The organism is Mucilaginibacter gossypiicola, from assembly GCF_900110105.1.
GTDB lineage: Bacteria > Bacteroidota > Bacteroidia > Sphingobacteriales > Sphingobacteriaceae > Mucilaginibacter > Mucilaginibacter gossypiicola.
In genome coordinates this window covers 85,731-108,594 of the sequence record NZ_FOCL01000018.1, presented here as the reverse complement: position 1 = coordinate 108,594, position 22,864 = coordinate 85,731, and the positions used below count along the sequence as shown (strand labels likewise).

Sequence of the window (22,864 nt, the reverse complement as noted above, 5' to 3'; positions counted from 1 at the left end):
AATAGTTCATCGGATTTTAGGTTTTACCGGGACCTTAAACCAGAAAGTCGAACCCTGGTCGTTGTTGTCCTTTACACCAATACTGCCATCATGGCGACGGACAATTTCTGCAGAAATATAAAGACCGAGGCCAAGACCTGAAAAATGGGACGATGATTCCTGGACACGGTAAAAGCGGTCAAAAAGGAATTCCCTTTTATTGGGGGGAATGCCAATGCCGTAGTCTTTAACTTCCGCTACGAATTGTTCTTTTTCAACTCGGCAGTTGATCAGTACCTCTTTTGCTTCAGGGGAATATTTTATGGCATTTGTCAAAAAGTTATTGACCACCTGCTCCAAACGCGTACGATCAGCTGTTATCTCTAGCACACATTCGTCTTCAAAAATCAAACGGTGTGAATTATTCTGCAAGCCAACTTCATCTACACTTTCCTTCACCATCTGACAAGCATCAAAAGTGCTATAATTCAACTGTAATTTACCTTCCTGGATTTTGGTAACATCAAGTAGGTCATTGAGTAAAGCGGTCATTTTTTGAGTTTGCCTTTCTGCTTTATTGATGAATGAAACCATTTGATCTTTTGGGTCCAGTCTCCTGGCTATGCGTTGCAGGATCTGCAGAGAACCTTTCAAACTGGTTACCGGGGTTTTCAGTTCATGGCTGGCTATGCTCATAAACTCATCCTTTTTACGCATGAGTTCCTCTGTCGCGGACTGTGCCTTAATGAGTTCGATCTCAATTGCTTTTTGGCTTGTAATATCAATGATCGATCCCACCAGGCGGTAAGGCGTCCTGAATTCATCTTCCAGGATACTGCCCCGGTCGAGGATATAAGCATAATTACCATCTGATTTCAAAAAACGGTACTCAGCAGACCAGTTTTTAGCATGGTCATTTATTGCGTCGTAAACACTATCCTGAACGCGGTCGCGATCTTCCGGATGAACTTTGTCAAACCAAAAGCTGATCTTGTTAGTTTCATCATTACGGGTATAACCAAACATGGTGGTAAAATTTTCGCTTCGCCAAATCGTGTTGCTAACCAGGTCCCAGTCCCATATGGTGTCATTGGTAGCTTTTGCCACCAGATTAAAACGTTCCTCACTTTCCGAGAGTTTCTGCGTGCGTTCCGTTACCCGGTCTTCTAATTCCAGGTTAAGCGTCTTGAGTCCTTCGCGGGCGGTGATCAATTCCTGGTAGTTTTTACGGAGCTTTTGTTCGGCAATTTTCCGGTCGGTGACGTCATTCAGGCTCACAACAAAACCATCGTTCATCTTGGCAGTTACCACCTGGTACCACTTATCGTTATGGGCCTTCAATTCAGATTGCAGTGCTTTCCCTGTTTCGATCACTTTTGCTAATTGCTCGAAACTAATGGACTCCAAATCCTGAAAAGAATGTAATGAGGGCTTTGTTGAAAGGTCAGCGACAGTTTTTCCAACCAATGCCAAAGCCGTATTGTTATAAGCAATACATTGGTAATCGGTTACTTTGTGGTGGTTGCGCACTTCTTTGAAAGCCAGGATTGCTGCCGAGCTGGCGTTGAAAACACCTGAAATGATATTATTCAACTCCGTGATGACAGAGATATCTATAAAAGAAATGACTACACCGTCCCGCTGTTTTTCCTTACGGACATATGGCATAATACGCATCAGGTTAGTCGTTCCGTTCTTAAGCTGCACTTCTTTTTCAACGACCTGTGCGTCAGATAAGACCGTGTGAATATCATTCACCAGATTATCGTATTGAATATTGCTCGAAATATGATTGATCGGACGGCCTATGTCTGCCTCGATCAGGTTCACCAATTTAACGGCAGCCGGGTTGAATTTCCGGATATGCAGGTTACTGTCAATAAAGATCTGGCCGATATCCGTGCTTTTAAAATAATTATCAAGATCATCGTTCAATTCGATAAGCTCCCGGATCTTGGCCTGATGCTCCGTATTCAACGTATGAAGTTCTTCGTTCAAAGACTGGAGTTCCTCATTGCCCGATTGTAGTTCCTCATTGGCAGATAATAGTTCTTCGTTACTTGACTGTAACTCTTCATTGGTAGTCTCCATTTCCTCTACCGCCATTTGCAGGTTGGCGCGGGTTTCATTCAGTTCGGCCTCCACTTCAAGCAAGTGCTCCTGATGCTGTTCAGTCCCGGCAGAACTCAGATTGATCCCGTCTTTATCAATAAACTCCCCTTTGATCTCGGTAAACATGATCAGGGTTAATCCTCGTTGTGATGATGCGCCGGGCGGTTTGATCACGATCTGAAGGAATGCTTCTTCTTCTTTGCGCTTCAATCGAACCCTGTTGAGATATGTTTTTTTATGTTCCTTCCAGGCTCTGCGGATTGCTGTATTCAGTACGATGGCTATTTCTTTACTAACGAGGTTCAGGATGTTAAGGTCGATCTTTTTTTCAGGCAGATGCAGATAGCGGCGGTAGTTACCGACTGTTTCTTTGACGGTGAAATGTTTGTCAACGAATACAGCTACCGGCCCCGATTCTTCCGCCATTAAGTCGATAAATTCCTGTTCAGGTGATTTCTCCGGCTCTGGCACACTTTCTTTCTCTTTTGCTTTGAGCTTAAGAGACGGGCTGACGGAAGTGTAAGTATGGTGCAGGCCATAATTAATAGTACCGGTTTTTTGATAGATCTTCCAGCGGCCGGATATTTCAGTGATCCCTTCTTTTATCCCAGCGGCATTTTCACTGGAACCTAAAAATAAAAAGCCGTCTTTGATCAGCGAATAATGAAAAGTTGCAATTACTTTCTGCTGCAACAAAGTGTTCATATAGATCAGCATGTTCCGGCAGGTTACCAGGTCGTTCTTGATAAACGGCGGCGACTTGATGACATTATGCCTGGCGAATACGATCTGTTTACGGATAGACGGAATTACAGAATAAGCTTCGCGGTCTTTAACAAAATATTTTTTCAGCAGTTCGGCGGGAATCTCTTTAGCTACGCTCAAGGGGTAACTGTTTTTTCCAGCGATCTCAATACTGGTTTCGTCCACATCGGTGGCAAATATTTTAATATCCAGTTGCTTGCCGGATTTTTTGACACAATCATTGATTAGTACTGCAATGGAATAGGCCTCTTCTCCGGTACTGCAAGCACAAACCCACACCTTCAGCAATTCACCATCCTGTTTATGAGCAATAATTTCAGGAATAATATCTTTGGCCAACACTTCGAAGGCGGCCTTGTCCCGGAAGAACTTCGTGACCCCGATCAAAAAATCCTTGGCCAGCAATTTGACTTCCTGTTCATGATTATGCAAGTAGGCTACGTAATCTTTTACGTTAGCAATGTCGACAGCCAGCATACGACGGGCGATCCGGCGCAGAATTGTCGGCGTTTTATAAAGATTAAAATCCTGACCGCTGCTGGTGCTGACCAGCTGGAACAAATCATTGAGCAGCTCATCATCGATATGTTTGCCAGGCAAGTCAGGACTGATCTGCTGGCTGATAAAATTACGCAGTTCCTCATTCATCTTTGCGGGCGGCAGGATAAAATCAGCATTACCCGACGTGATCGCGCTGTTGGGCATGCCGTCGAATTTCGCGGTAGAGGGTTCCTGGACGATGACCATGCCGCCTGCATCTTTGATCGCCTCGATACCTTTAGTGCCGTCCGTTCCGGTTCCGGATAAGATGACTGCTATGGCCTTGTCCTTTTTATCGCTCGCCAGGCTGAAGAAAAAGGTGTCGATCGCGGTATTGGGCGATTTATCTTTGACCTTATCCGCCAGCTTCAGCTTATGGCCTTTAATAGTCATCAGCTTTTTATTGGGAATGATATAAACGCAGTTACGCTGCAAGGTCATATCATTGGCTGCTTCGGCTACCTTCATCCGGGTATGTTTGGCAACCAGTTCAACCAACAGGCTTTTATAGTCCGGCGATAAATGCTGTATTACGATAAAGGTTAGTCCGGAATCTTCGGGCATATGGTCGAAAAATTCATGGATAGCTTCCAGCCCACCGGCCGATGCGCCAATAGCTACGATATATCGGTCCAGCGAAGTTGCTTCCGGAAAAGTGATATGTTTTGGAGCAGCCACGTTTAAACTCTTGATTTTTTAGTATTGAATTCGAAAATAAAGGCTCTTAGGTTTTCGGCAGCGGCGACTTCCTGTGGTGTCCAAGCGGCGGCGGTATTGCGTACAGTTTCCTGCCATAATTTAAACGAAGCCCGCGGGTGGTATTTCTTGCCGTCAGGATCGAAATTGATCGTTTTTGAGGGATCTCCGCCCCAGTTAATGGTACGTACCACTTCAGGGCGGAAAACTACAATGAACTCGCCGCGTTCCGGGTTGACAGGAATCGAAAGTATGCCGCTCGCAATTTTAGCATACGGTATGGCTTCATCGAAAACTTCGGGCAGACTATCGGTGCTGAACACCTTGCCATCCTGTTTGTTTTGCAGCCAAAGGAACAAATTTTCCAGCGTATCCTGGTCAGGAACATCGCCTTGCGTACGTAAGGCCGGACCTATTTGGGTGGCTGCGCCACTGCTTTTAAACAGGTCTGTTAACCGAACCTCTCCGGCGTCAAAAAGCCCATCCCACAGGTCATCCTTAGCATAAGTTTGCGCTATCAACTCTGTTTGGAGTTGTTGCAGCTGGCTGTCGGCATCATATTGCGTTTTATGGGTAATACTGGAAATACGGTTTGAAATGACCGAAGAAAGCATTTCACAGACAGCGCCTGTTTCGAAGCTCAGGTAATGCGGGCGGACATGGTGGCACGCGATCAAGCCCCAGAGTTTTCCATTATCGATCACACGAATAGACATTGATGCTTGTACATTCATGTTTTTAAGGTACTCCAGATGTACCGCTGCTACGCCACGAAGGTTACAATCAGACAGATCGATGAAAGTGTTGGTCACCGGGTTCATCACCGGATAAAGCCTCACCGGAGTAAAATCACGATCAGGGATTAGACGGTAAGGGTTTTTTAAATAAAGGTCACGCGCTTGCCTGGGGACATCGGAGCCTGGGAAAGTATGCCCGAGGTAATGTTCAAGTTCCGGCGCATCTTTCTCTTCTGCGATAACGGTGCCGTTCCAATCTTCGTCAAAACGGTACATCATAATGCCGTCAAACCCGGTAATTCGGCGCAGTTCATGTATAGCCGCCTGACTTGCGTATTCAATGGTTTCCGCGGCCTCAATAGCGGCCATTGCGTATTTAACTTCCTCGTAAACACTCGTAAAAGAGTGTTCAGTAGGAAGGTCAGCTTTTTCGATCTCCAAAATGATATACTCCGGCTTAAAATGTGCCAGCGCCATCATTTTTCGCGACCCGAGTGTAATGGTAAGCGGGAATTTCTCTTTTGAATTTTGATCAAAACGCTCGCTAAGTGACTTAATAATGCTGGTATCGGTAAAATCCGAAAATAGTGTACCCGGAATAGACTTCAGGGGTTTTTCAAACAGATCAGAAGCATTTTCGCTAAGTTGCAGAATACTAAACTGATCTTTGCTCAGCACAAGCAAATAACCATAGTCCTGGACAACATTAATATGGTTGAGCGGCAGGCTGCCACAAAATTCGGAATCATAATTTTTTCTCTTAGCCATCAGCCAAATACAAATTAAAACAGGTAGTAATGATATAGCTAAGAAGTATATCGACAAAAAAGTATCGGCAAACTGATTTCAGGGAATAGCAGATTAAGTGCGAAAATATCTATTTTCCTTTGAGGAAACAATCTCACGCTCACACCAGATAGGAGTATCAGGAAGCCCGGCGGAGGATCAGATCAACAGTGGTTTCCTGCGTTCGTTCCAATTTTTCCGATTGAATAAGAGCGACATAGCTTTCGGCAGTGGATTTGATCTTTCCGTTTACATTGCTCAAGCCTGTCTTAAACAAAAAAAGGGAACGTTGCAGTTCTTTGAAATTTCTGCATACCGTCTGCGATTTTCCGCGATTTCGGACAACAACCTTTGTATATGTGCCATATCCATTTATTCCTGCTTCAAAATTTACCATATTGTAAACCTGCTCCAATAAAAAAAGTTTTCAAATATTAAATTTCGGGAAAAATGTATGTCTCGCTATTCAAGAATTACAGGCATAGTTGTAGGAACGCGGAAGCTAATCGCAGCGGCTTGCGGCAGTTGATTAAAGTACAAACTTTCCGTATTACTTCATTAAATATTTGAGTAGTCTCAACTTAGTCAGGCCGTAGGGCGTTTTGATGTGGTGATAGCCAAGACTGGACTTTATCCATAAAGAAGTCGAGATCGAACGGTTTAGGGATATAATCATCTGCATGGCTTTTTTCAGCAATGCATTCGATGTCATTTTTTGCAGAAATCAGTACCACCGGGATTGTTTTAGTCTGACGGTTCTGCTTTAATGCCCTGCAAAGCAGGTGCCCATATCCATCGCTAAGCCAGTCGTCAAGCAGGATCAAGTCAGGCTTGACGTTGCCTAATTTATTAAATGAAAGTATATCGGTGACTGCATCAACCAAGTAGCCTTTTTCTTCCAGTATATAGCGTATTATTTGAAGGATATCGTCATCGTCGTCGACTACAACAATTCTCTTTTTCATGTGCTTTCAAATTAGGTTGTCCATTCGCTTTAGATTCAAAGACTGATTACAACTATAGAAGCGAAGTTAATAATTGTTTCTTTAAAATCAAACATATAAATTAAAATTCAATTTTAATTTGGGATTATTTTCGATATTATTCAAAAAGTAAATATTCATATTCCATTTTAAATGAATCTGTTGTCTATTTAAAACTTTGTAAAAATCTTTCTCATTTTAATTTTCAAAAACTTTCCGTCCGAATTTTTATTAATTAAAAGTAAAAGAAGTATTCAACTGATTATTTAATTCAAAACTATGAAATCAAAAGTCAATACGGAAACAAGCAAAGGCCGTTTAGCTGGTGAACAAAAAAAGCCGGAAGCACCAAGAGTCTCAACGGTAACACCTGACAACGAAAACGGCGAGCCTGGACCTCCTGTAAAACGAGAAACAAAAACTACCACTCAGAAATAATTAGTTAAGATCGAATATGAGAAAGAACATTTTTACCGGCTTATTCGTGCTTTCAGTAAGCCTCATCATGGCTTGCAATGGTGATCATTCTGCCAGATCAGGGGAAGACACCGCACAAGCCAAACACGATGCGCCGTCAAATTTAGATACTTCAAAAACGACCAGCGTTACCGGCGATGCATCGACAATCGATAACAGTCCTTCCGGTGGTACTAAAACAAAAAAAGCGGATACCTCTAAAATGGATAGCGTCAAGAGGTAATGTTTGCGAATAATAGTGTACGGCAAATGTCTCATGTCGGCAAACGCGGTGAGTTTTCTTTTTCTTGTAATAGGCACGCCGTTTCCTTTGGGAGGTAAATTTTCAATTTATAGGTAGGGGAATTGTAAGAAGTTTAACTGAATAATTAATTTATCAAATCTATGAAAGCTTTAAAATTGATTGCATTTTTTGCAATGAGTGCTTTTGCTTTGACAGCCTGTAATCCGAATGATCGTAACAAAAAACTGAACGGTTCTACAGACACTACTGCAACTTTCAAAGCAGGGAGCGGGGTACAGCCTGATACCAATACGATCAATGATCAGCGAAAGGCTGCCAGGAAAGATACGTTGAAAGGCGATACTAATGGTAACGGTAATGCAGATCCAAGCGGCAGCTCTTCCAAAAGCAATCATTAATAATCTTTAAAAAGGACCTTAAGGGAAGGATAGTCGAAAACTAAATTCACTAAATGATTATGAAAAAGCTAATTATTATATTATTAGCATCTGCAAATATTGTGATTAGCGGATGCAATTCGAACAAAGACAGTAAAGAAAAAGCTGATAGTACAAATACTCATCAAGACTCGATCCATAACAAACAAACAGGCACGGGCGACTGGGCGATAAGTGCTCCCGACGCCAAATTTGCGGTAGAAGCGGCAAACGGAGGGATGGCCGAAGTTGAATTGGGCAAACTTGCGCAGGAAAAAGGCACTTCTAAAGCAGTAAAGGATTTTGGAAAGATGATGATCGATGATCATTCAAAGGCCAATTTGGAATTAAAAGAACTGGCTAAAAGCAAACGTATCGTCTTACAGGACTCCGTTGGCAAAGAAGAAGCCGAACTAAAATCTAAGCTTGCCTCGATACCCGCTAATGAATTTGACAAAGCCTATATTAATGCAATGGTGGATGATCATAGAAAGGATATCGCTACCTTTGAAAACGCACGTCATAAGGTAAAATATCCGGAAATGAAGGTGCTTATAGATAAGGCCTTACCAATGCTGAAGATGCACCTGGCTACTATCGAGAAAATAAAAATGCAAACCCCCGACTAATATTATCGGTTCGCAGTTGCAGAATTAGCCTGCAATCATGCAGGCTATAACAATTATTGTCGTAGGTTATAAATATATTTCGTTTTTGGTTTCAAAGTTTCATTACATTGGTCTTTTCAAGATGCCTGTTGCTCTAAATTTACTATGGTGAACAAGTTTGACCAATCACCAAATCGTTTGTTTTCTCTGAACGTACGAGGACAGCTGATAAATGGTTTGAGCGATCTCTCAATTGTTTAGCAGGGCTGTTTTCTCATAATTGTTATACCTTCATAAGGTAAATAAGCTGTTGTCTTTACCCTGGCAAACGGTTATTACGGTAAATCCATGCTCAAGAGGAAAGCTTAAATGAAACATTCAGCCGATCCAGCTCTGACTTCCTGCCCAGACTTATCTGCCATGCCGCTAAATAATCTTATAGCGTAGGAAGTGCCGGTTCCAAAGCCCGAAAGGTGGCGGGTATGGTTGGAGTCCATCCGGTATTAATGTCAAATGTGCACTCAAGGTCATCTGACTTAAGACCCATGAACTGGTCTTTTATACGCACTGTTATCTTTTGCGGCGCTGCATAGTTTGCATTCCTATAAAAATTCACTTAAAAAATCGGGCCATAAAAAAGGGATACCTTCCGGCATCCCCTTGTTAATCACAATTTTGCGGATGATTATTCTACTTCTGCGGCGGCGGCTTGGTTCACGTAATTTTCGGCTACTTGGGTCAACAGGGAATCGGCATTTTTTTCTTCGGCTAAGGTCTCATCCAGCAGGCTTTGTGCTTCGCTAAAACCCAAAGTTCCGGCCAGCGTACGCAGTGTGCCGTAAGAGGCGATCTCATAATGTTCCACTTTTTGCGCGGCAGAAATAATAGCTACGTCACGTACTTCGGTACCTTTGTCGGTATCTTCCAGTAACTCAGTCGCTTCCTTTAGCAAGCCTTCCATCGCCAGGCATTTCTTTGCAGCGGCTTTTTCACCGATTGATTCAAATACGCTTTCTAAGCGGGTGATCTGACCTTTGGTTTCCTCCAGGTGCGTGCTGATGGTGTTTTTAAGGTCTTCTGAAGTGGCGCCCTTAATCATTTTCGGTAAGGCAGTCGCCAGGTGTTTTTCCGCCCAATAGATGTCCTTTAATTCGTCAACGAATAATTCTTTTAACGCACTCTCTGCTTCAGGGGTGCGGCTCACATTTTTGCTTGCTTTTGTTTTCATGGTATTCAAAATTTAATCTATCTATACAATTAATATTCCAAAAAGCATTATTTTCGGATTACGCTGATCTCCCCGTTGCGTTCCATGTAGACTTTCTTTATTTTTTCCATATCCTCGGTCAAAGCTGATTTCCGTACTCCTTGCATGAGGTCTTCTTGACAGACGAGGGCCCTTTTCATGTGTTCTTTTAAGAACACACCGTCTTCAAAAAGCAAAATCTTATCGCCTTCCACCACACGGCTGAATTTCTTACTTGCAGCGATCAGCCGGCCTACTGCACGGTGCAGTAGTACGATCACCAGGCAACACACGACGACCGGGAAAAGAGGAGAGGCCCCTACAACGGCCCGGCTCATTATGGCGCCTAAAGAAACGGCAATTATGTTATCCAGTGCCGTCCGCACCCCGAATGACCGGCGGCCCGAGATGCGAATCAGCACCAGCATGATCAGAAACATCAGGGCGCCTCGGCTGCTCATTTGCAGCACGCTCAACTTTTCACCCTCTCCAAAAAGTTTAACTAATATTTCCATTCGCAATAAGTTTTGGGCCTGCTTGGCGCTCAGCCGGGCGGTCACCCGGATAAGCTTGCCGGCCTGTTGATCATAATTTTAAAGATGTATTCCGGCTGATTTAAATGGCCTTTGGCTTTCCCTGTCTGCAGCACTTTAAAATCTGGAAACAATTGCAAAGTATCCGTGACACCGACTATGCTTTCATCGCGCACCGTCCTACCGTCCCGCCCAGCCTGCTCGCAATGTATACCGTCGGTAATCCCGAAATCCGCCAGTTAGATCAGGAATGATCCGTATTATCCACAAATGACATCCAGCGGATCGCTTTACCCGTGTGAGCCCGCCGGATAATCTATTGAGGCGGAAGCGTTTCTTTTTTTATCTAAATCGATATTTCACCGAAGGCCGTCGGGCTTTCGTTCATGACTATAAGAAATTTATTCTTCATATTTTTCGGTTTTATAATCTTTTACAAACTCGTTGTAGTATTGTTTTGTTCTGGCAGCATAGCATTGTGCGTAGGCGATCACTGCTTCCTGCCATCCGAGGTCCAGCCCAAATGCTATCAGTTCGTCCAAAGTTCCTGAACCCTGCCTCCCGCCGCTGCGCAATTGCGCCGAAGCGGTCAGTGCCGCCATATCGTCTATAACCCGATACATATCGCGGTAATCTTTTAATAACCTGAACTTGATGCTATCCTTGACCGGCTGCAGTTCCTGGATAATAAAAGCATCGTTTTGAAAGACAGTCGTGCTAAGCAACGCTGCCGGTACATTTTGCATCCGTTGCTGCACGCCGATCACCCTCGCCGCTTCTGTATCCCAGGCGAGTTGCTGTACCGGTACAAAAGGTATTGCCGAAGAAGCCCGCGCCTGCTTCATATCCAATAGTAAATATTGATTTTTGGCATTGGTGCTTTTCAGTAAGAACAAATACCGCTTGACTCCAATGCTGCCCGTACCTGCCAGACGAAAAACAACGCTTTGTACTTCATAATTATAGGGGCTCTCACTACTGGTTTCAATCCATTCCTGGATATGAGCTTTCAAAGCTTTTCGAAGCGGTCGATCCAGCTTAAAATGCCGTTCATCTTCCAGCGAGAGCATAATGCTTTTCTTTTTACTGACCGTGCGTTTTTTGAGCAGGTCATGATAGGTGCTTTTGGTGGCTCTGGTCAGAAAATCATGAACAATGCCTTTGGCGGTCCGCGGTTCTATGCTGATCGCCCTGCCCTTCGCCAGGGTGGCCGAATAGGTCTTTAAGAATAATCGCGCCATCTTCAGCGCCTTTTTCTCTTCAAAACCAAGGTTATCAAAAGCGATAAAAATGCTGGTGACCATACGCACGGTTTCATAACTGGCCGGCGCCAGCAGCGCCTCGTCAAAATCATTCAGGTCAAAGTACACCAGCTTGTTATCACCTCTATAGCTCCCGAAATTCTCGACATGCAGGTCGCGGCAGATCCAGGCTAGCGGCGATAGTGGCAAGGGTTCGGCAGCTGCCAGGTCTTCGTAAAACAAGTGGCAGGTTCCCCGGAAAAAACGAAACGCATTTTCTGCCATCGCCTCGTATTTTAATTTAACTTTATCCGGCAACAAACCCTGATTAAAAGATTTCAGACGTTCTTTCAGTTTCATTTGGTTTTCAATTGGCGGCTACCGGATTTACGATAGTGGTTTTCTTCCGCGGCATCGATCGAATGCGTCCGGGTCAGGTCATTATCTTCTTCGGCCAGGGTGGATAGCTGTGCATAAAAATGATGTAGGCGGTCCAGTTCCTTCTCGGTGAGGTTCTCACTATCCACGAGGCGGTTGCTGCTACCCTCGTGCGAGGCCAGTAACTCGTTCAACTTTAGGTGAATGGCTTTTGAATCTTTGTTCTGGGATTTCTGAATTAGGAATACCATCAGAAAGGTCACAATGGTCGTCCCTGTGTTGATGACCAGTTGCCAGGTTTCCGAATAGTGGAACAGTGGTCCGGTCACTGCCCAGACCACAACGATCGCAACGGCTATGATAAACGCTGCCGAACTTCCGGCTGCCGCAGTAGCCCAATTGGAAAAAGCCTCAAAAAAGCCTTCTTTCTTTTTCATGACCAATGCATATGAATTGTGCTGTTGCCGGGTACCGTAAATTCCTGATGACCGTTTTTTACTTTTTTGCCGCTGAGTACATTCGTCTTTGTTTTTACAGTAAACGTTGGCAGCACTTTTTTACCTGTCTTTAGGATCTGCATGCGGCAGTGAAAGCGCTCATCTCCTTTAACGCTGAAGCTGAGCTGGCCGGAGCTGTGGCGGAAATGCGCGGTTGGATAATCCAGAAAGATCCAGAAATCCTCACCCGGTACCCGGTAAAAATGCCGGGGGATGATCCCGAAAGCCACGCCCGCCCCGTAAACTTCCTGCCCCACTGTGCCCGACTGTTCCCAGCCGTCGTGGATATCCTCGATCGCGATCCATAATTTATGATCGACCTGCCCGGTCTTTACCTTTTCGGACAACATTTCCTTTGGCAGGTTCGGCGGATAATAATACGGCGCCCGGTTTACCACGTAGCGCAGGAATTCCGGCACCAGGATATTTACCGCAGGCAGGATAGCTTGGTTTTCTGCATAAAGCAAGAAATTATGAAGCGCTGCAAATACCTCCTGCTCTTCGTAAGCCGCCGTATAAGGGGCGTCGTTCAAAGGAAATACTGCAAAAAAGGTAGGATAGTTTCTGGCGTAGCCGTAATCGCAATCCCATAACTGCATATTCTTCACCAGGTTAGCCAGGCATAGATAGGCGAGGTCCAGATACAACTGCTCTTTGGTTTCCTGGTAGAGCCACAACATCGCATTAGCGCCAAACGCCGTATTATTAGCCTGGTAAAACAGGTCGAACCCATTGCCCTGCAGGGTTTTAGCGGCCCGTTTGGCCTCCAGCAGGTACTTGTTCAGTTTAGTGAGCTGCCACGCATGCAGCATCACCAGCGCGTAAAGCCCGGCGACATCCTTTTCACCGCCTTTCCCGGGCTGGGTCTCCGCTTTGACAGCTTCCAGCGTTTCCATGTGATACAACACAGGCCACTCATAATTAAAATGCCGGGCTACCCGTATAGTATAATCCAGGGAATCTAAAAAAAGTTTTTTCGCTTGTTGATCCCCGCGAATAGCCAGCCGCCCTAAATTAAGTAAAGGATGATGCAGGTACCAAGAATCCATCACGTTGGGTTGTAACTGTTCCTCTTCACCGCTCAACTGACCGGCTAAAGCGGGCAGAAAGCGGACAACTGTTTTCAGTTTTTTGTTATAAAAAGCGTCCAGCCCGTTCCGGATCTTTTGGATCGCTGGCAAATCCGTCTTGCACCAGTCGTAATAATCTGTTAGCGGCATCAATACCGCAAGCTGTACCATCAATTCCGGCGGCGTCTGGTAATCGGCCACATAGGCGTTCAGGTAGTCCTGTCCCGCGCCATGCGACCAGCAGCCATGACTGAATTCCAGGTCGTGCAGTCCTTTGCCGACCATCTCCGGCCAGGGATAATATCGGGTTTCCGGTTTCGGCAGTACTAAATAAACATCTGCCAGCAGCTCCAAAAATTGTCTGGCCTGGGCTAGTTCATCTTTAGGGTAGTCCGGATCAAAAGCGATGAAGGCATCAGATAGCATCACTTCCCGATGCGCAGGGATTGGTTTATTCTTCAAGGTCGGCGGCAAAGCAAAGCCCAATTCCGCCCAGCTGCCGCCTACCGTATTGCCTAAAGAGGTTTCTGTTAGCCGGGCATAATCATTCAACGCGGTCAAGTTCTGGAAATACAGCAAGGCTCCGCTTTGGGGCCGGTCCAGCGTAACATACTGCAAGCCGGAACGCGTGCCCACCTGACTGACCAAAATGGTTCCCGACATTTCCTGGCTGCCGCCGTCAGGCCCGGTGATAACCATATCGCGCGGCCAAAAAGGGATCAGTAAGGGCTTGTGGGGTTTTATTTGCGTCTGGTAGTGGATGATCGGTTTATCCCGTGCCGGAAAGTTCACCAGCACCTTGTAATCGCCGATTGAACCTTTCAGATGAATCGAAAGACCAAGTTCATGCTTGCTTACGCGGGTAATTTCCAGGTGGTCGTTAGGTGCGTAAGCCGGCCGCAGGACAATCTGTACGCCTTTGGGACAGGTCACGCTTATCCATAATGAATTATTGAGATGATGGATGTTGACCGCATACCCGGCAAGATCAAATCTAAACATGGCCGGAAGATCCTGCCCATGAAATAAATTTTGTACTGCTATAGCCCAGGGTGAAAGTCCTTCCATAATAAGCATGAGGTTGCAAAGTGTGTTATATAACTAAAGGAGTAAATTTTTTGTTTTAAAATTTACTGTTAATTAAATCTTTTAATTAAAAAACATATCTCAGCGCTTTTGGTTGTAAAAATAGCGCGATCCTTTCCACCGAGCCGATTCTCTATCAAGTCACCATTAAATTTTAAAAATATGTTTCACCACGTTAAAGAATTACAATTCAATGCGCGGGTTTCCAAACCCGACCCCCGCTTCGCTAACTTATTACTGGAACAGTTCGGCGGGGAGAACGGCGAACTAGCTGCGGCCATGCAGTATTTCACACAGGCTTTTGGTGCCAAAGTCCCGCATCCTGACAAATACGATATGCTGATGGATATTGCCACCGAAGAGTTCAGCCATCTCGAGATCGTCGGGGCGACCATTCAGATGCTGCTCAAAGGCGTCAATGGCGAGCTGAAAAATGCAGCTGATAGTTCGGAGATCATGCAGGTAATGAACGGCAAAGCCGCCAAGGAGGACATTATCCATCAGGCGGTCTTCGCGAACCCGCAATTTGGGATCATCACCGGCGGCGGAGTTACGCCCCGCAATAGTCAGGGCATTCCCTGGTGCGCTTCTTATATTAATTCTAATGGCGACCTAACGGTTGACCTGCGCAGCAATCTGGCTTCGGAATCCAGGGCGAAACTGGTGTACGAGCACCTGATGAAATTTACGGATGACCCGTATATCCATGAAACGCTGTCCTTCCTGATGACCCGCGAGGTGACCCATTATAAAATGTTCGAAGCGGCGCTGGAAAGCATTCAGCCTAATTTCCCGCCGGCAGTTTTGGCCGCAGATCCGCGATACCTGCAAAATGCCTATAATATGTCTGAAGGAACCATACGCGGTCCCTGGAACGAAGGTGAGATCAAAGGCATGGGCAAGGATTTTGTATATGTAGAAGATCCAATCGCGCAGGCGAAGGAAACCGAGGGGCAGACCAAGCTCGCGGAGGACTTCACGAAGGAGATGAAGACCAAAGACAAAACGGATAAGCAAATGAGTGCGGAAAAAAGAGCGGAGGTAAGAAACGCGGAACCAGATGGCGTGGCGCAGTGGAGCACTTATTAACGAAAAAGGAAGTAATCCCCGGCGAGAGGACGGCCGCAAGGCCGTTTTCTAAAAACTATTAATACAAACCGAAGCCATCGTCAATATAGGCGCTGATATTAAGAGATTCGCTGCCAAGACCGCGCCGGTGCAGCATCATTTGAACGAGATCACAAAGATCGAGACCAACTTTAAATACCCTTTCAAAGTATATATTTTTGATCGCCGCCTCCGTGCAGCGCGATTTTCCTTTTACGTTTTATTTTATCATGGAACAAAAGATCGCAGAGTGCGCCCAACTGCTGGCGGAACAGAAATTGCGAATTGCTTTCGTGGAGAGCGCCACGGCCGGCTGGCTCTGCTCGGAATTTGCTTTGACAGAACAATCGGGGCAGGTACTGGAGGGTGGCATCACCTGTTATAATGCAGATCTGAAACAAAGCCTGCTGGGCGTACCCCACGAACTGATCGAAAAATATACGCCAGAATCTCAGGAAGTGACCGACGAGTTGGCGCGGCGGTTAGGGAAACTCATGCCGGCTGACATTTTTTTAGCCGTGACCGGCCTGACAACGCCCGGGGGCAGCGAGACTGCTGAAAAGCCTGTGGGTACGATGTTCGTGTCGGTTCTCGTCAAAGATCACCTTTTTTCGGAACGCTATGAATTCAAAGGCAGCTGCGAAGAGGTCATCAAGCAAACGATCATTGCGGCGGCGGCCCTGGTGATTAGTCACGTTTGAACGTCCAGCGTTTTTCGGTCACCTCCGCTTCCAGGAATGCCGACCGGAACTCGGCGCTATTTTTAAAAGCTAATTGCGGGATCAGCCGCGTTTCAAAACTAAGCTCAAAACCGGGATTTACAAACGGCCAGGGCCTCACCGTCAGCGTTTGATCGGCCGATTGGACGAGCTGGTAATCCCTCTTATCCGGCCCCTGGCTGATCTCAACCGCGCGCGCCTCAGGCTGGTTCCCATGCTGGCAAAGCAGCAGGGACAAAGCATCACACCATTCCAATAAGCGATAATCCCTTTGCGCTTCAGCCAGACTCATACCCAGCTCCTTCTGCCAGCGTTTCTGCAGCTTTTTTTGTTCCTGCAGGAATGCACGGCCTTGCGCATGATGCATGCACTCCGCGCCGTAAACGAAATCCAGATGAATGGAACAAAGCAAAGCAATATAACGGCTTTTAGATAATGCGAAATCCATCGTTTGGGTGCAGTGCCGCTGTTCAAAGACTTTCATTTTAAAGTCCACCGGGCCGCCCTGCGGGGTCAGCAGGTTATTGCGTTCCAGCTCTATTTGCGCATCGTCATGTTCAGCGATCGCCATGAGCAGTTCCATCCAGCGTTTGGTCCTGGCGCTCTGTTTCCATTGCTGCGCGATCTGCGCGGCCAGCAGGCCGTGCGCCCGCTGCGTAACTATTTCCCAGCCCGCTTCGGTATAATTGACTATCATTTCTTTTTACTCATCAGATATAAACCTAATGCCATGCCAGCAACCAAAACGCCCGCCATATATTTCCGGTGCGCTTTGGGTTCACCCGGCAAACCGAAACCGCCGTGGGTACTCAGGCCGTAATCTACGGTCGTAAACACATTGCCGTCGGTGAGTGCGATCGAATCAGCCGACCTTAGGTATCTGCGCATGACCAATCCTGTTATTTGGGTCATCAATTCCGGTAAGACGGCATGGCCTATTTTCAGTAACATTGAAACGCTGCCGACATAGGTATTTGCGCTCGGGGCAACAGCTACTTTTACCATGGCCCTGGCCAGCCGGAACGGGTCATAAACAGGGGGAGCCGGCTTTAAAACTTTAGCGGTATAATTGCCGGCATGCTGAATGCCGGGGGTATCTAAAAATGCGGGAAACAGGTCGCACACATAAATATCCGGCCATTCCGATAATTCGCCCTTCAAGGCTTCCGACCAGCCGCGTAAGCCGAATTTGGCAGCGGTATATCCTGCGCCGTAAGGCACCGGCAGAAAGCCGCCGATGGAGATGTTATTGATGATCGTGCCATAACCCTGTGCTTTAAATATCGGCAGCACGGCGTGCGCCCCGTTCATATAACCCAGCAGGTTCGTTTGAATAACCTGCTCGTGTACTGCCATCGGCGTTTTATCGAAATCGCCCGCGGCAAGGACCCCGGCATTATTTAGCCAGACATCGATTTTTCCCTGCCAGTCGTTCGCGGCGTTAGCTAAGGCGATCATCGCTTTGCTGTCGCTGGTATCCGTAGGCACGATAAGGGCCTGTGCGCCAAATGCCTCGCATTCGGTCTTTACCTCCTCAAGAGCTTCTTCGTTACGGGAAGCCAGTACCAAATTAGTTTTGTATTTCGCGAATTCGAGGGCGGCAGCCCGTCCTGCACCGCTGGAGGCCCCTGTGATAAGGATGGTTTTTCCCTGTAATTTTTCTAGCTTCCTCATTAATCGCAACTTAGTTTAGACAAAATTTCCTGAATTGAAAAATGCGCGCCGCAGACGAATTCATCCGCCGCGCCATAATAAATGGTGAGCAGATCACCGTCCACGATATGTCCGTTAGTGAAAACGACATTCCCAAAAAAGCCGCTGAGTTCATAGGCCTTGGTCGGTACCATGATCGGATCTTTGGTACGACCGATCACTTTTGACGGATCGTTCAGATCCAGCAGGAAGGCACCCAGACAATATTGATGCTCGGCATTAGCCCCGTGATAGATCTCGAGCCAGCCCCCTTTAGTACGGACAGGTGCCGCGCCGGCACCCACACGGGCGCTATCCCACATTCCGGGGCGTGTTTTTATAAGGCATTGATGGTTGCCCCACTGGCGGGTATCAGAAGATTCGGCCAGCCAAATATAATTGCCGCCAATTTCCTTGCTGCTTGGGCGGTGGAGACAATAATATTTGCCATTTACCTTCTCCTCGAAAATCGCGCAGTCCTTATTATGCGGCGGCAGGATCATTCCGCCGGACTCAAAATGCTGCCAATCCTTGGTGGTCTTCAGGCCAACGCCGACCCCATTGTCGGACACCGCAGTATAGGTCAGGTAGTAGGTATCCTCGATCTGGCTAACCCGGCAATCTTCAATGCCGAAGCGTTCCAGGCAGCCTTTGCCAAATAATGACGTATTCAATGGCGGTTCCAGGAAATGGATGCCATCGTCGCTGCTTAATATACGTAAATGTGATACGGTGGTCAGGTAATCCAGTCCTTTATAGCTGATCACACGTGCGTCCGTAGCGATCAGGTCCGGGTCGTTCAGCGGCACTTCGATGATCTCTGTGTTGCCGGTGGCGTTGAGCGCAGGAAAATAGATCACGCCTTCTTTTTGAGTTACACCTTCGGCTACGCGCACCAGCATCCAGGTCTCACCATTAAAGCGGAAAACCCCCGGGTTGAGCAGGCTGATGATCTGCAGACCTGCTACGCTTGGTGTCAGGTCTTTGGGCATCAGTAGTGGGTTTTCGGGAAAGCGGTCTGCTAAATCTGTCATATCCCTATTTTTCAGCTTTCCCGAAAAGTTTACGCAGCTTGTTCTTGGCTTTTTCCAGTGGCGCTTTCTGACGTTTGCTCAGGTTGCGCCCGGCGCGGTTCTCATAAAAATTGAGCATAGACATCGCGCTTTGGAAAGGTGAAGCTTTCCTTCGTTTGCTTTCTTCGGCTGAATGCTTGAGTGAGCCCGCGATCTTATCAGGGTCTTTGGATTTGAAAATATCTTTTTCCAGGTCGAGTGCATCACTCTGCTGAGTGACTTTGCCTGACCATTTTTTAACATGCTTATTTGTTTTCATTGATATTGAGCGTAAGAAGATCTTTTGTTGCAGGCCCTGTTAATACTTTTCCGCGAATGTCATAGCGCGCACCGTGACAAGGGCAGTCCCAGCTTTTCTCCTCGCCGTTCCAGCTGACGATACAGCCTGCATGAGTGCAGACCGGGTTAAGGGCATGAATGTTTCCAGCTTCGTCGCGGTAGGCGGCGACCTTTTGTCCATCTACTTCCACCACCTTGCCGGTGCCAGGCTGTAATCTTTTCAACGAATCGGTTTCGTGAACTTTTACCCGGTCGGCAACGAAGTGATACGCCACGTCAGCATTCTCTTTGACAAATTCGCTGAAGCTGTCCAGTGGCTTGATTCGCGCGGGGCTGAAAAGTTTTTCGTATTTATTCGGTTGGTTGCGGACCATATCGCTGAGAATTTTACCGGCGACGCTACCTAACATCATTCCGTTGCCGTTATAGCCGGTCGCGCAGTAAATACCTTCAGCCGCCATCGGCATTTGTCCGATATATGGCAAGCCATCAACGGGTACATAATATTGTGATGACCAGCGATATTTAACAGAGGAAACGCTATAATATTTGCGGACGTATTGATCGAGATTGGCGAAAGCCTTGTCCGGGTCTTCGTGGCCGGTCTTGTGATCCAAACCACCTACCAATAGCAGTTCTTCGCCGTTAATAACATGGCTGCGCACGTAATGATACGGCTCCTGCGAATCGTAGATCAGTGCTTCGGGATATTTGCCGCTTTTGAGTTTTACCGCCATCACGTAACTGCGGTAAGGCGCGCATTCAAAATTGAACAAATTAATGTTAGGCGGCATGTGCGTGGCGTAGACAACGGCTTTGGCCTGTATGTCGCCTGAAACGTGGATTCCGTCTTTCGTCTCAACGCCGGTGATCAGGGTATTAATTTTGACTCTCCCACCTGCAGCCAGGAACGCTGTTTGCAAATCCTGCAAGTATTTGAGCGGGTGAAACTGCGCCTGTCTATCCCAAACCAGGGCTTTTTTGAACGGTACAGGTGTCGGAACCTGATCGGTATAAGCAACGGGTACACCGACCTTAACAGCCCCCCGGTAGATCTCATCCAGTTGTTTCACTTCATTGTCGGTCTCTGCATAGAGGTAGCCGGGTTTGCTTTCAAAATCGCAGTCCTTTTGCCGGCTGCTGATCAGCGCAAAACCTTCTGCGATGGCTTCAGCAAATAATTTAGCGCCGTCTTCGCCAAAGGCACTTTCTGCTTCGCGATAAGTTGTATCGGCAAAGGTGTTGATGTGAGCGCTGGTGCCGCCGGTGGTGCCAAAGCCCGGTGAGTGTGCCTCGGCTAAAATGACCTGCTTGCCCGCTTCCTGCAATAAAAGGGCCGTGGTCAAACCTGTGATCCCGCCGCCGACCACCAAAGCATCATAAACAAGATCGTTTTTCGTAGCCGGAAAGGCTTTTAACACAGGTTGCTGCCAGGGGCTTTGTGACGCGCCGTCACGTGTATTTATGAGTTGAGTTTCTGTTGCCATACAATTACTACAAAAGGTGGAGGGACAGTGTTTTAAGTTATTTCATTTATTATTAAACAAAAAAATTTACTTCAGGTTAATTAAAAACATCAGAACTTAATCGATCTACTTATGAAAGCAGCAGTATTTCACAAACCCGGCGACATCCGCTATGACACGGTCGAAGACCCGCGTCTGCTGGAGGATTCAGACGTTATTTTAAAGGTCACCTCGACGGCGATCTGCGGTTCCGATCTGCATATTTTAAGCGGCGGCGTTCCGCAACCCAAACCCATGGTGATGGGCCATGAGTTTATGGGTATCGTGGAAGAAGTAGGTAAGGGGGTGAAGAATTTGAAGAAGGGCGACCGAGTGGTCGTTCCTTTTCCGATCTCCTGCGGGCATTGTTTCTTTTGCCAGCATGATGCATCGCCGGCCTGCGAGAATTCCAACTACAAACATTACGGCCCTAACGGCGACATAGCCGGTCAAAAAGGCGCAGCCTTATTTGGTTACACCGATCTGTATGGCGGTTATTCCGGTGGACAAGCGGAGTATGTACGTGTACCTTATGCGGACATCAGCCCAAGAGTGGTGCCGGAAAACATGAGCGATGAACAAGTATTGTTCCTGACCGATATTTTCCCAACTGGCTGGTCGGCCATCGACTGGGCGCAGTTAAAGGGCGGCGAAGTGGTAGCCATATTCGGCTCTGGTCCGGTAGGTTTGATGGCGCAAAAGGCGGCCTGGATCAACGGTGCCAGCCGGGTGATCGCGATCGATCCGCTGAACTATCGCCTGGAAAAAGCTAAAGCAGTTAATAAAGTCGAAACCCTGAACCCGCATGAAGTGGACGTAGTAGAAGCCATTCGCGCCATGACCGGCGGCCGGGGCGCGGACGTATGCGTGGATGCAGTGGGTTTTGAACCGGAGCGAGATATCCTGGACAAAGCCAAAGCGCTGATTAATTTTGAAGTAGGCAGCATGAAAGTGCTGGATACGGCTTTTAAAGCGGTACGGCGCATGGGTACGGTTTCGATCGTAGGCGTATACGGTTCCACTTATGATAACTTCCCGCTGCACCGTGTTTTTGATAAAGGCATTACGCTGAAAATGGGTCAGGCACCGGTTTTGAATTATATCGATCACCTGATCGAACTTGTGAAAACCGAAAAAGTGGTACTGGACGATATCATCACTCATACGCTGCCGTTGAGCGAAGTAACCCACGGTTACGAGATTTTTAATAAGAAAGAGGAAGACTGCGTGAAGGTGGTACTTAAACCCTGGGAGCAGCGCAAAGAAACGGAAAACAAGGAACCTGTAAAGATCGAGAACTAATGGAAAATCAACGAAAAACTGCTTTGATCACAGGCGGAACGAGCGGGATCGGCAAAGAACTGGCGAAACTTTTCGCTAAAGACAACTATAATTTGATCATCGTGGCGCGGGACCAGGCCGAACTGGACAGCACCAAAAATGAATTGCAAAGTTTTGGTATTACGGTCAAAACGATTGCGAAAGACTTGTCCGACATGGAACAGGCCAAGGTACTTTGCAGTGAAGTGACCGAACAGGTAGATGTGCTTGTGAATGATGCGGGCCAGGGTGTCTATGGTTTATTTAAGGACAATGAGCTGGAAAAAGAGCTGGGCATTATTCACCTGAATATCTGCGCCACAGTAATCCTGACCAAACATTTCGTAAGACAGATGGCCGGGCGCGGCGACGGTAAGATCCTGAACCTCGGTTCGGTAGCCGGCAAACTGCCGGGTCCCTGGCAGGCAGTGTACCACGCAACTAAAGCCTTTGTACTTTCCTTTAATACCGCTATCGGCGAGGAACTCAAAGACTCCGGTATTACTTTCACCGCACTGATGCCGGGCGCGACCGATACGGATTTCTTTAACAAAGCAGGAATGTTGGACAGCAAGATCGTGCAGGATAAAGAAGGTTTAGCCGATGCTGCCGAAGTGGCCAAAGAGGGCTACGAAGCCCTAATGGCAGGCAAAGACCGGGTGATCGCTGGCTGGAAGAACAGTTTAGAGGTTCACGCCGCTAATCTGATGCCGGACAGCGCGGTCGCACACACGATGTATGAACAGCAAAAACCAGTAAACCAACAATAACAATC

21 protein-coding genes are annotated in these 22,864 nt (G+C 47.0%); 8 read left to right on the top strand and 13 right to left on the bottom strand.

Features of this window, described 5'->3' with window-relative positions:
* Window positions 1-6 precede the first annotated feature (6 nt).
* The 3 genes from BMX50_RS32010 to BMX50_RS31995 all read right to left on the bottom strand — a co-directional run bounded on the left by BMX50_RS32010 (window position 7) and on the right by BMX50_RS31995 (window position 6,580).
* Window positions 7-4,074 carry a chemotaxis protein CheB gene (locus BMX50_RS32010; RefSeq protein WP_244281157.1) on the bottom strand — a complete coding sequence of 1,356 codons (4,068 nt, stop codon included), beginning with the start codon at window positions 4,072-4,074 and terminating at the stop codon, window positions 7-9.
* Between the two features lie 2 nt (window positions 4,075-4,076).
* Window positions 4,077-5,597: a GAF domain-containing protein gene (locus tag BMX50_RS32005; protein ID WP_091221215.1), complete on the bottom strand. Its 1,521-nt coding sequence runs from the start codon at window positions 5,595-5,597 to the stop codon at window positions 4,077-4,079.
* Window positions 5,598-6,196: 599 nt separating this feature from the next.
* A complete protein-coding gene (locus BMX50_RS31995) occupies window positions 6,197-6,580 on the bottom strand; it encodes a response regulator (RefSeq protein WP_091221208.1) in 384 nt (127 codons plus the stop codon).
* Between the two features lie 297 nt (window positions 6,581-6,877).
* Here BMX50_RS31995 and BMX50_RS34690 point away from each other — a divergent pair, with 297 nt between their 5' ends.
* The 4 genes from BMX50_RS34690 to BMX50_RS31980 all read left to right on the top strand — a co-directional run bounded on the left by BMX50_RS34690 (window position 6,878) and on the right by BMX50_RS31980 (window position 8,364).
* A complete protein-coding gene (locus tag BMX50_RS34690; protein ID WP_167668165.1) occupies window positions 6,878-7,036 on the top strand; it encodes a hypothetical protein in 159 nt (52 codons plus the stop codon).
* A gap of 16 nt (window positions 7,037-7,052) precedes the next feature.
* Complete coding sequence (locus BMX50_RS31990; protein WP_091221203.1) at window positions 7,053-7,298, top strand: hypothetical protein; 246 nt, start codon at window positions 7,053-7,055, stop codon at window positions 7,296-7,298.
* 161 nt (window positions 7,299-7,459) lie between these two features.
* Window positions 7,460-7,717, top strand: a complete 258-nt coding sequence (locus BMX50_RS31985) for a hypothetical protein (protein ID WP_091221198.1) — start codon at window positions 7,460-7,462, stop codon at window positions 7,715-7,717.
* A 59-nt stretch (window positions 7,718-7,776) separates the two neighbouring features.
* Entirely contained in the window at window positions 7,777-8,364 is a 588-nt protein-coding gene (locus BMX50_RS31980; protein ID WP_167668164.1) for a DUF4142 domain-containing protein, read from the top strand.
* 664 nt (window positions 8,365-9,028) lie between these two features.
* Here the strand turns inward: BMX50_RS31980 and BMX50_RS31975 are convergent.
* The 5 genes from BMX50_RS31975 to BMX50_RS31955 all read right to left on the bottom strand — a co-directional run bounded on the left by BMX50_RS31975 (window position 9,029) and on the right by BMX50_RS31955 (window position 14,376).
* Window positions 9,029-9,571 (bottom strand): YciE/YciF ferroxidase family protein, encoded by a 543-nt coding sequence (locus tag BMX50_RS31975; RefSeq protein ID WP_091221186.1) that lies wholly within the window; start codon window positions 9,569-9,571, stop codon window positions 9,029-9,031.
* A 47-nt stretch (window positions 9,572-9,618) separates the two neighbouring features.
* Window positions 9,619-10,104: a DUF421 domain-containing protein gene (locus tag BMX50_RS31970; RefSeq protein ID WP_091221181.1), complete on the bottom strand. Its 486-nt coding sequence runs from the start codon at window positions 10,102-10,104 to the stop codon at window positions 9,619-9,621.
* 419 nt (window positions 10,105-10,523) lie between these two features.
* The gene (locus BMX50_RS31965; protein ID WP_091221175.1) at window positions 10,524-11,723 is read right to left on the bottom strand and encodes a DUF2252 domain-containing protein; all 1,200 of its coding nucleotides are present in this window, start codon (window positions 11,721-11,723) and stop codon (window positions 10,524-10,526) included.
* Entirely contained in the window at window positions 11,720-12,178 is a 459-nt protein-coding gene (locus tag BMX50_RS31960) for a low affinity iron permease family protein (RefSeq protein WP_091221172.1), read from the bottom strand. The genes BMX50_RS31965 and BMX50_RS31960 overlap by 4 nt, the downstream gene beginning before the upstream one ends.
* A complete protein-coding gene (locus tag BMX50_RS31955) occupies window positions 12,175-14,376 on the bottom strand; it encodes a glycoside hydrolase family 88 protein (RefSeq protein WP_143065318.1) in 2,202 nt (733 codons plus the stop codon). Before BMX50_RS31955 ends, BMX50_RS31960 begins: the two co-directional genes overlap by 4 nt.
* Before the next feature lie 180 nt (window positions 14,377-14,556).
* Here BMX50_RS31955 and BMX50_RS31950 point away from each other — a divergent pair, with 180 nt between their 5' ends.
* Window positions 14,557-15,483: a manganese catalase family protein gene (locus BMX50_RS31950; RefSeq protein ID WP_091221166.1), complete on the top strand. Its 927-nt coding sequence runs from the start codon at window positions 14,557-14,559 to the stop codon at window positions 15,481-15,483.
* Between the two features lie 248 nt (window positions 15,484-15,731).
* Complete coding sequence (locus tag BMX50_RS31945) at window positions 15,732-16,202, top strand: CinA family protein (protein ID WP_091221326.1); 471 nt, start codon at window positions 15,732-15,734, stop codon at window positions 16,200-16,202.
* Here BMX50_RS31945 and BMX50_RS31940 read toward each other — a convergent pair.
* The 5 genes from BMX50_RS31940 to BMX50_RS31920 are packed head-to-tail and all read right to left on the bottom strand — an operon-like array spanning window position 16,189 to window position 20,751.
* Window positions 16,189-16,917, bottom strand: coding sequence for a DUF3891 family protein (locus BMX50_RS31940; RefSeq protein ID WP_091221162.1), 729 nt, complete (start codon window positions 16,915-16,917; stop codon window positions 16,189-16,191). The two genes, BMX50_RS31945 and BMX50_RS31940, sit on opposite strands and share 14 nt — an antisense overlap.
* Window positions 16,914-17,894: an SDR family oxidoreductase gene (locus BMX50_RS31935; protein ID WP_091221159.1), complete on the bottom strand. Its 981-nt coding sequence runs from the start codon at window positions 17,892-17,894 to the stop codon at window positions 16,914-16,916. The genes BMX50_RS31940 and BMX50_RS31935 overlap by 4 nt, the downstream gene beginning before the upstream one ends.
* Window positions 17,894-18,946 carry a glycoside hydrolase family 130 protein gene (locus BMX50_RS31930; RefSeq protein ID WP_091221156.1) on the bottom strand — a complete coding sequence of 351 codons (1,053 nt, stop codon included), beginning with the start codon at window positions 18,944-18,946 and terminating at the stop codon, window positions 17,894-17,896. Before BMX50_RS31930 ends, BMX50_RS31935 begins: the two co-directional genes overlap by 1 nt.
* A gap of 4 nt (window positions 18,947-18,950) precedes the next feature.
* Window positions 18,951-19,244, bottom strand: a complete 294-nt coding sequence (locus tag BMX50_RS31925; protein ID WP_091221153.1) for a DUF3175 domain-containing protein — start codon at window positions 19,242-19,244, stop codon at window positions 18,951-18,953.
* Window positions 19,231-20,751 (bottom strand): FAD-dependent oxidoreductase, encoded by a 1,521-nt coding sequence (locus tag BMX50_RS31920; RefSeq protein WP_091221148.1) that lies wholly within the window; start codon window positions 20,749-20,751, stop codon window positions 19,231-19,233. Before BMX50_RS31920 ends, BMX50_RS31925 begins: the two co-directional genes overlap by 14 nt.
* A gap of 111 nt (window positions 20,752-20,862) precedes the next feature.
* On the opposite strand from BMX50_RS31920, the gene BMX50_RS31915 reads away from it, so the two are divergent.
* Window positions 20,863-22,071 (top strand): zinc-dependent alcohol dehydrogenase, encoded by a 1,209-nt coding sequence (locus BMX50_RS31915; RefSeq protein WP_091221144.1) that lies wholly within the window; start codon window positions 20,863-20,865, stop codon window positions 22,069-22,071.
* Window positions 22,071-22,859 (top strand): SDR family NAD(P)-dependent oxidoreductase, encoded by a 789-nt coding sequence (locus BMX50_RS31910; RefSeq protein ID WP_091221141.1) that lies wholly within the window; start codon window positions 22,071-22,073, stop codon window positions 22,857-22,859. Before BMX50_RS31915 ends, BMX50_RS31910 begins: the two co-directional genes overlap by 1 nt.
* The last annotated feature ends 5 nt before the right edge of the window (window positions 22,860-22,864 follow it).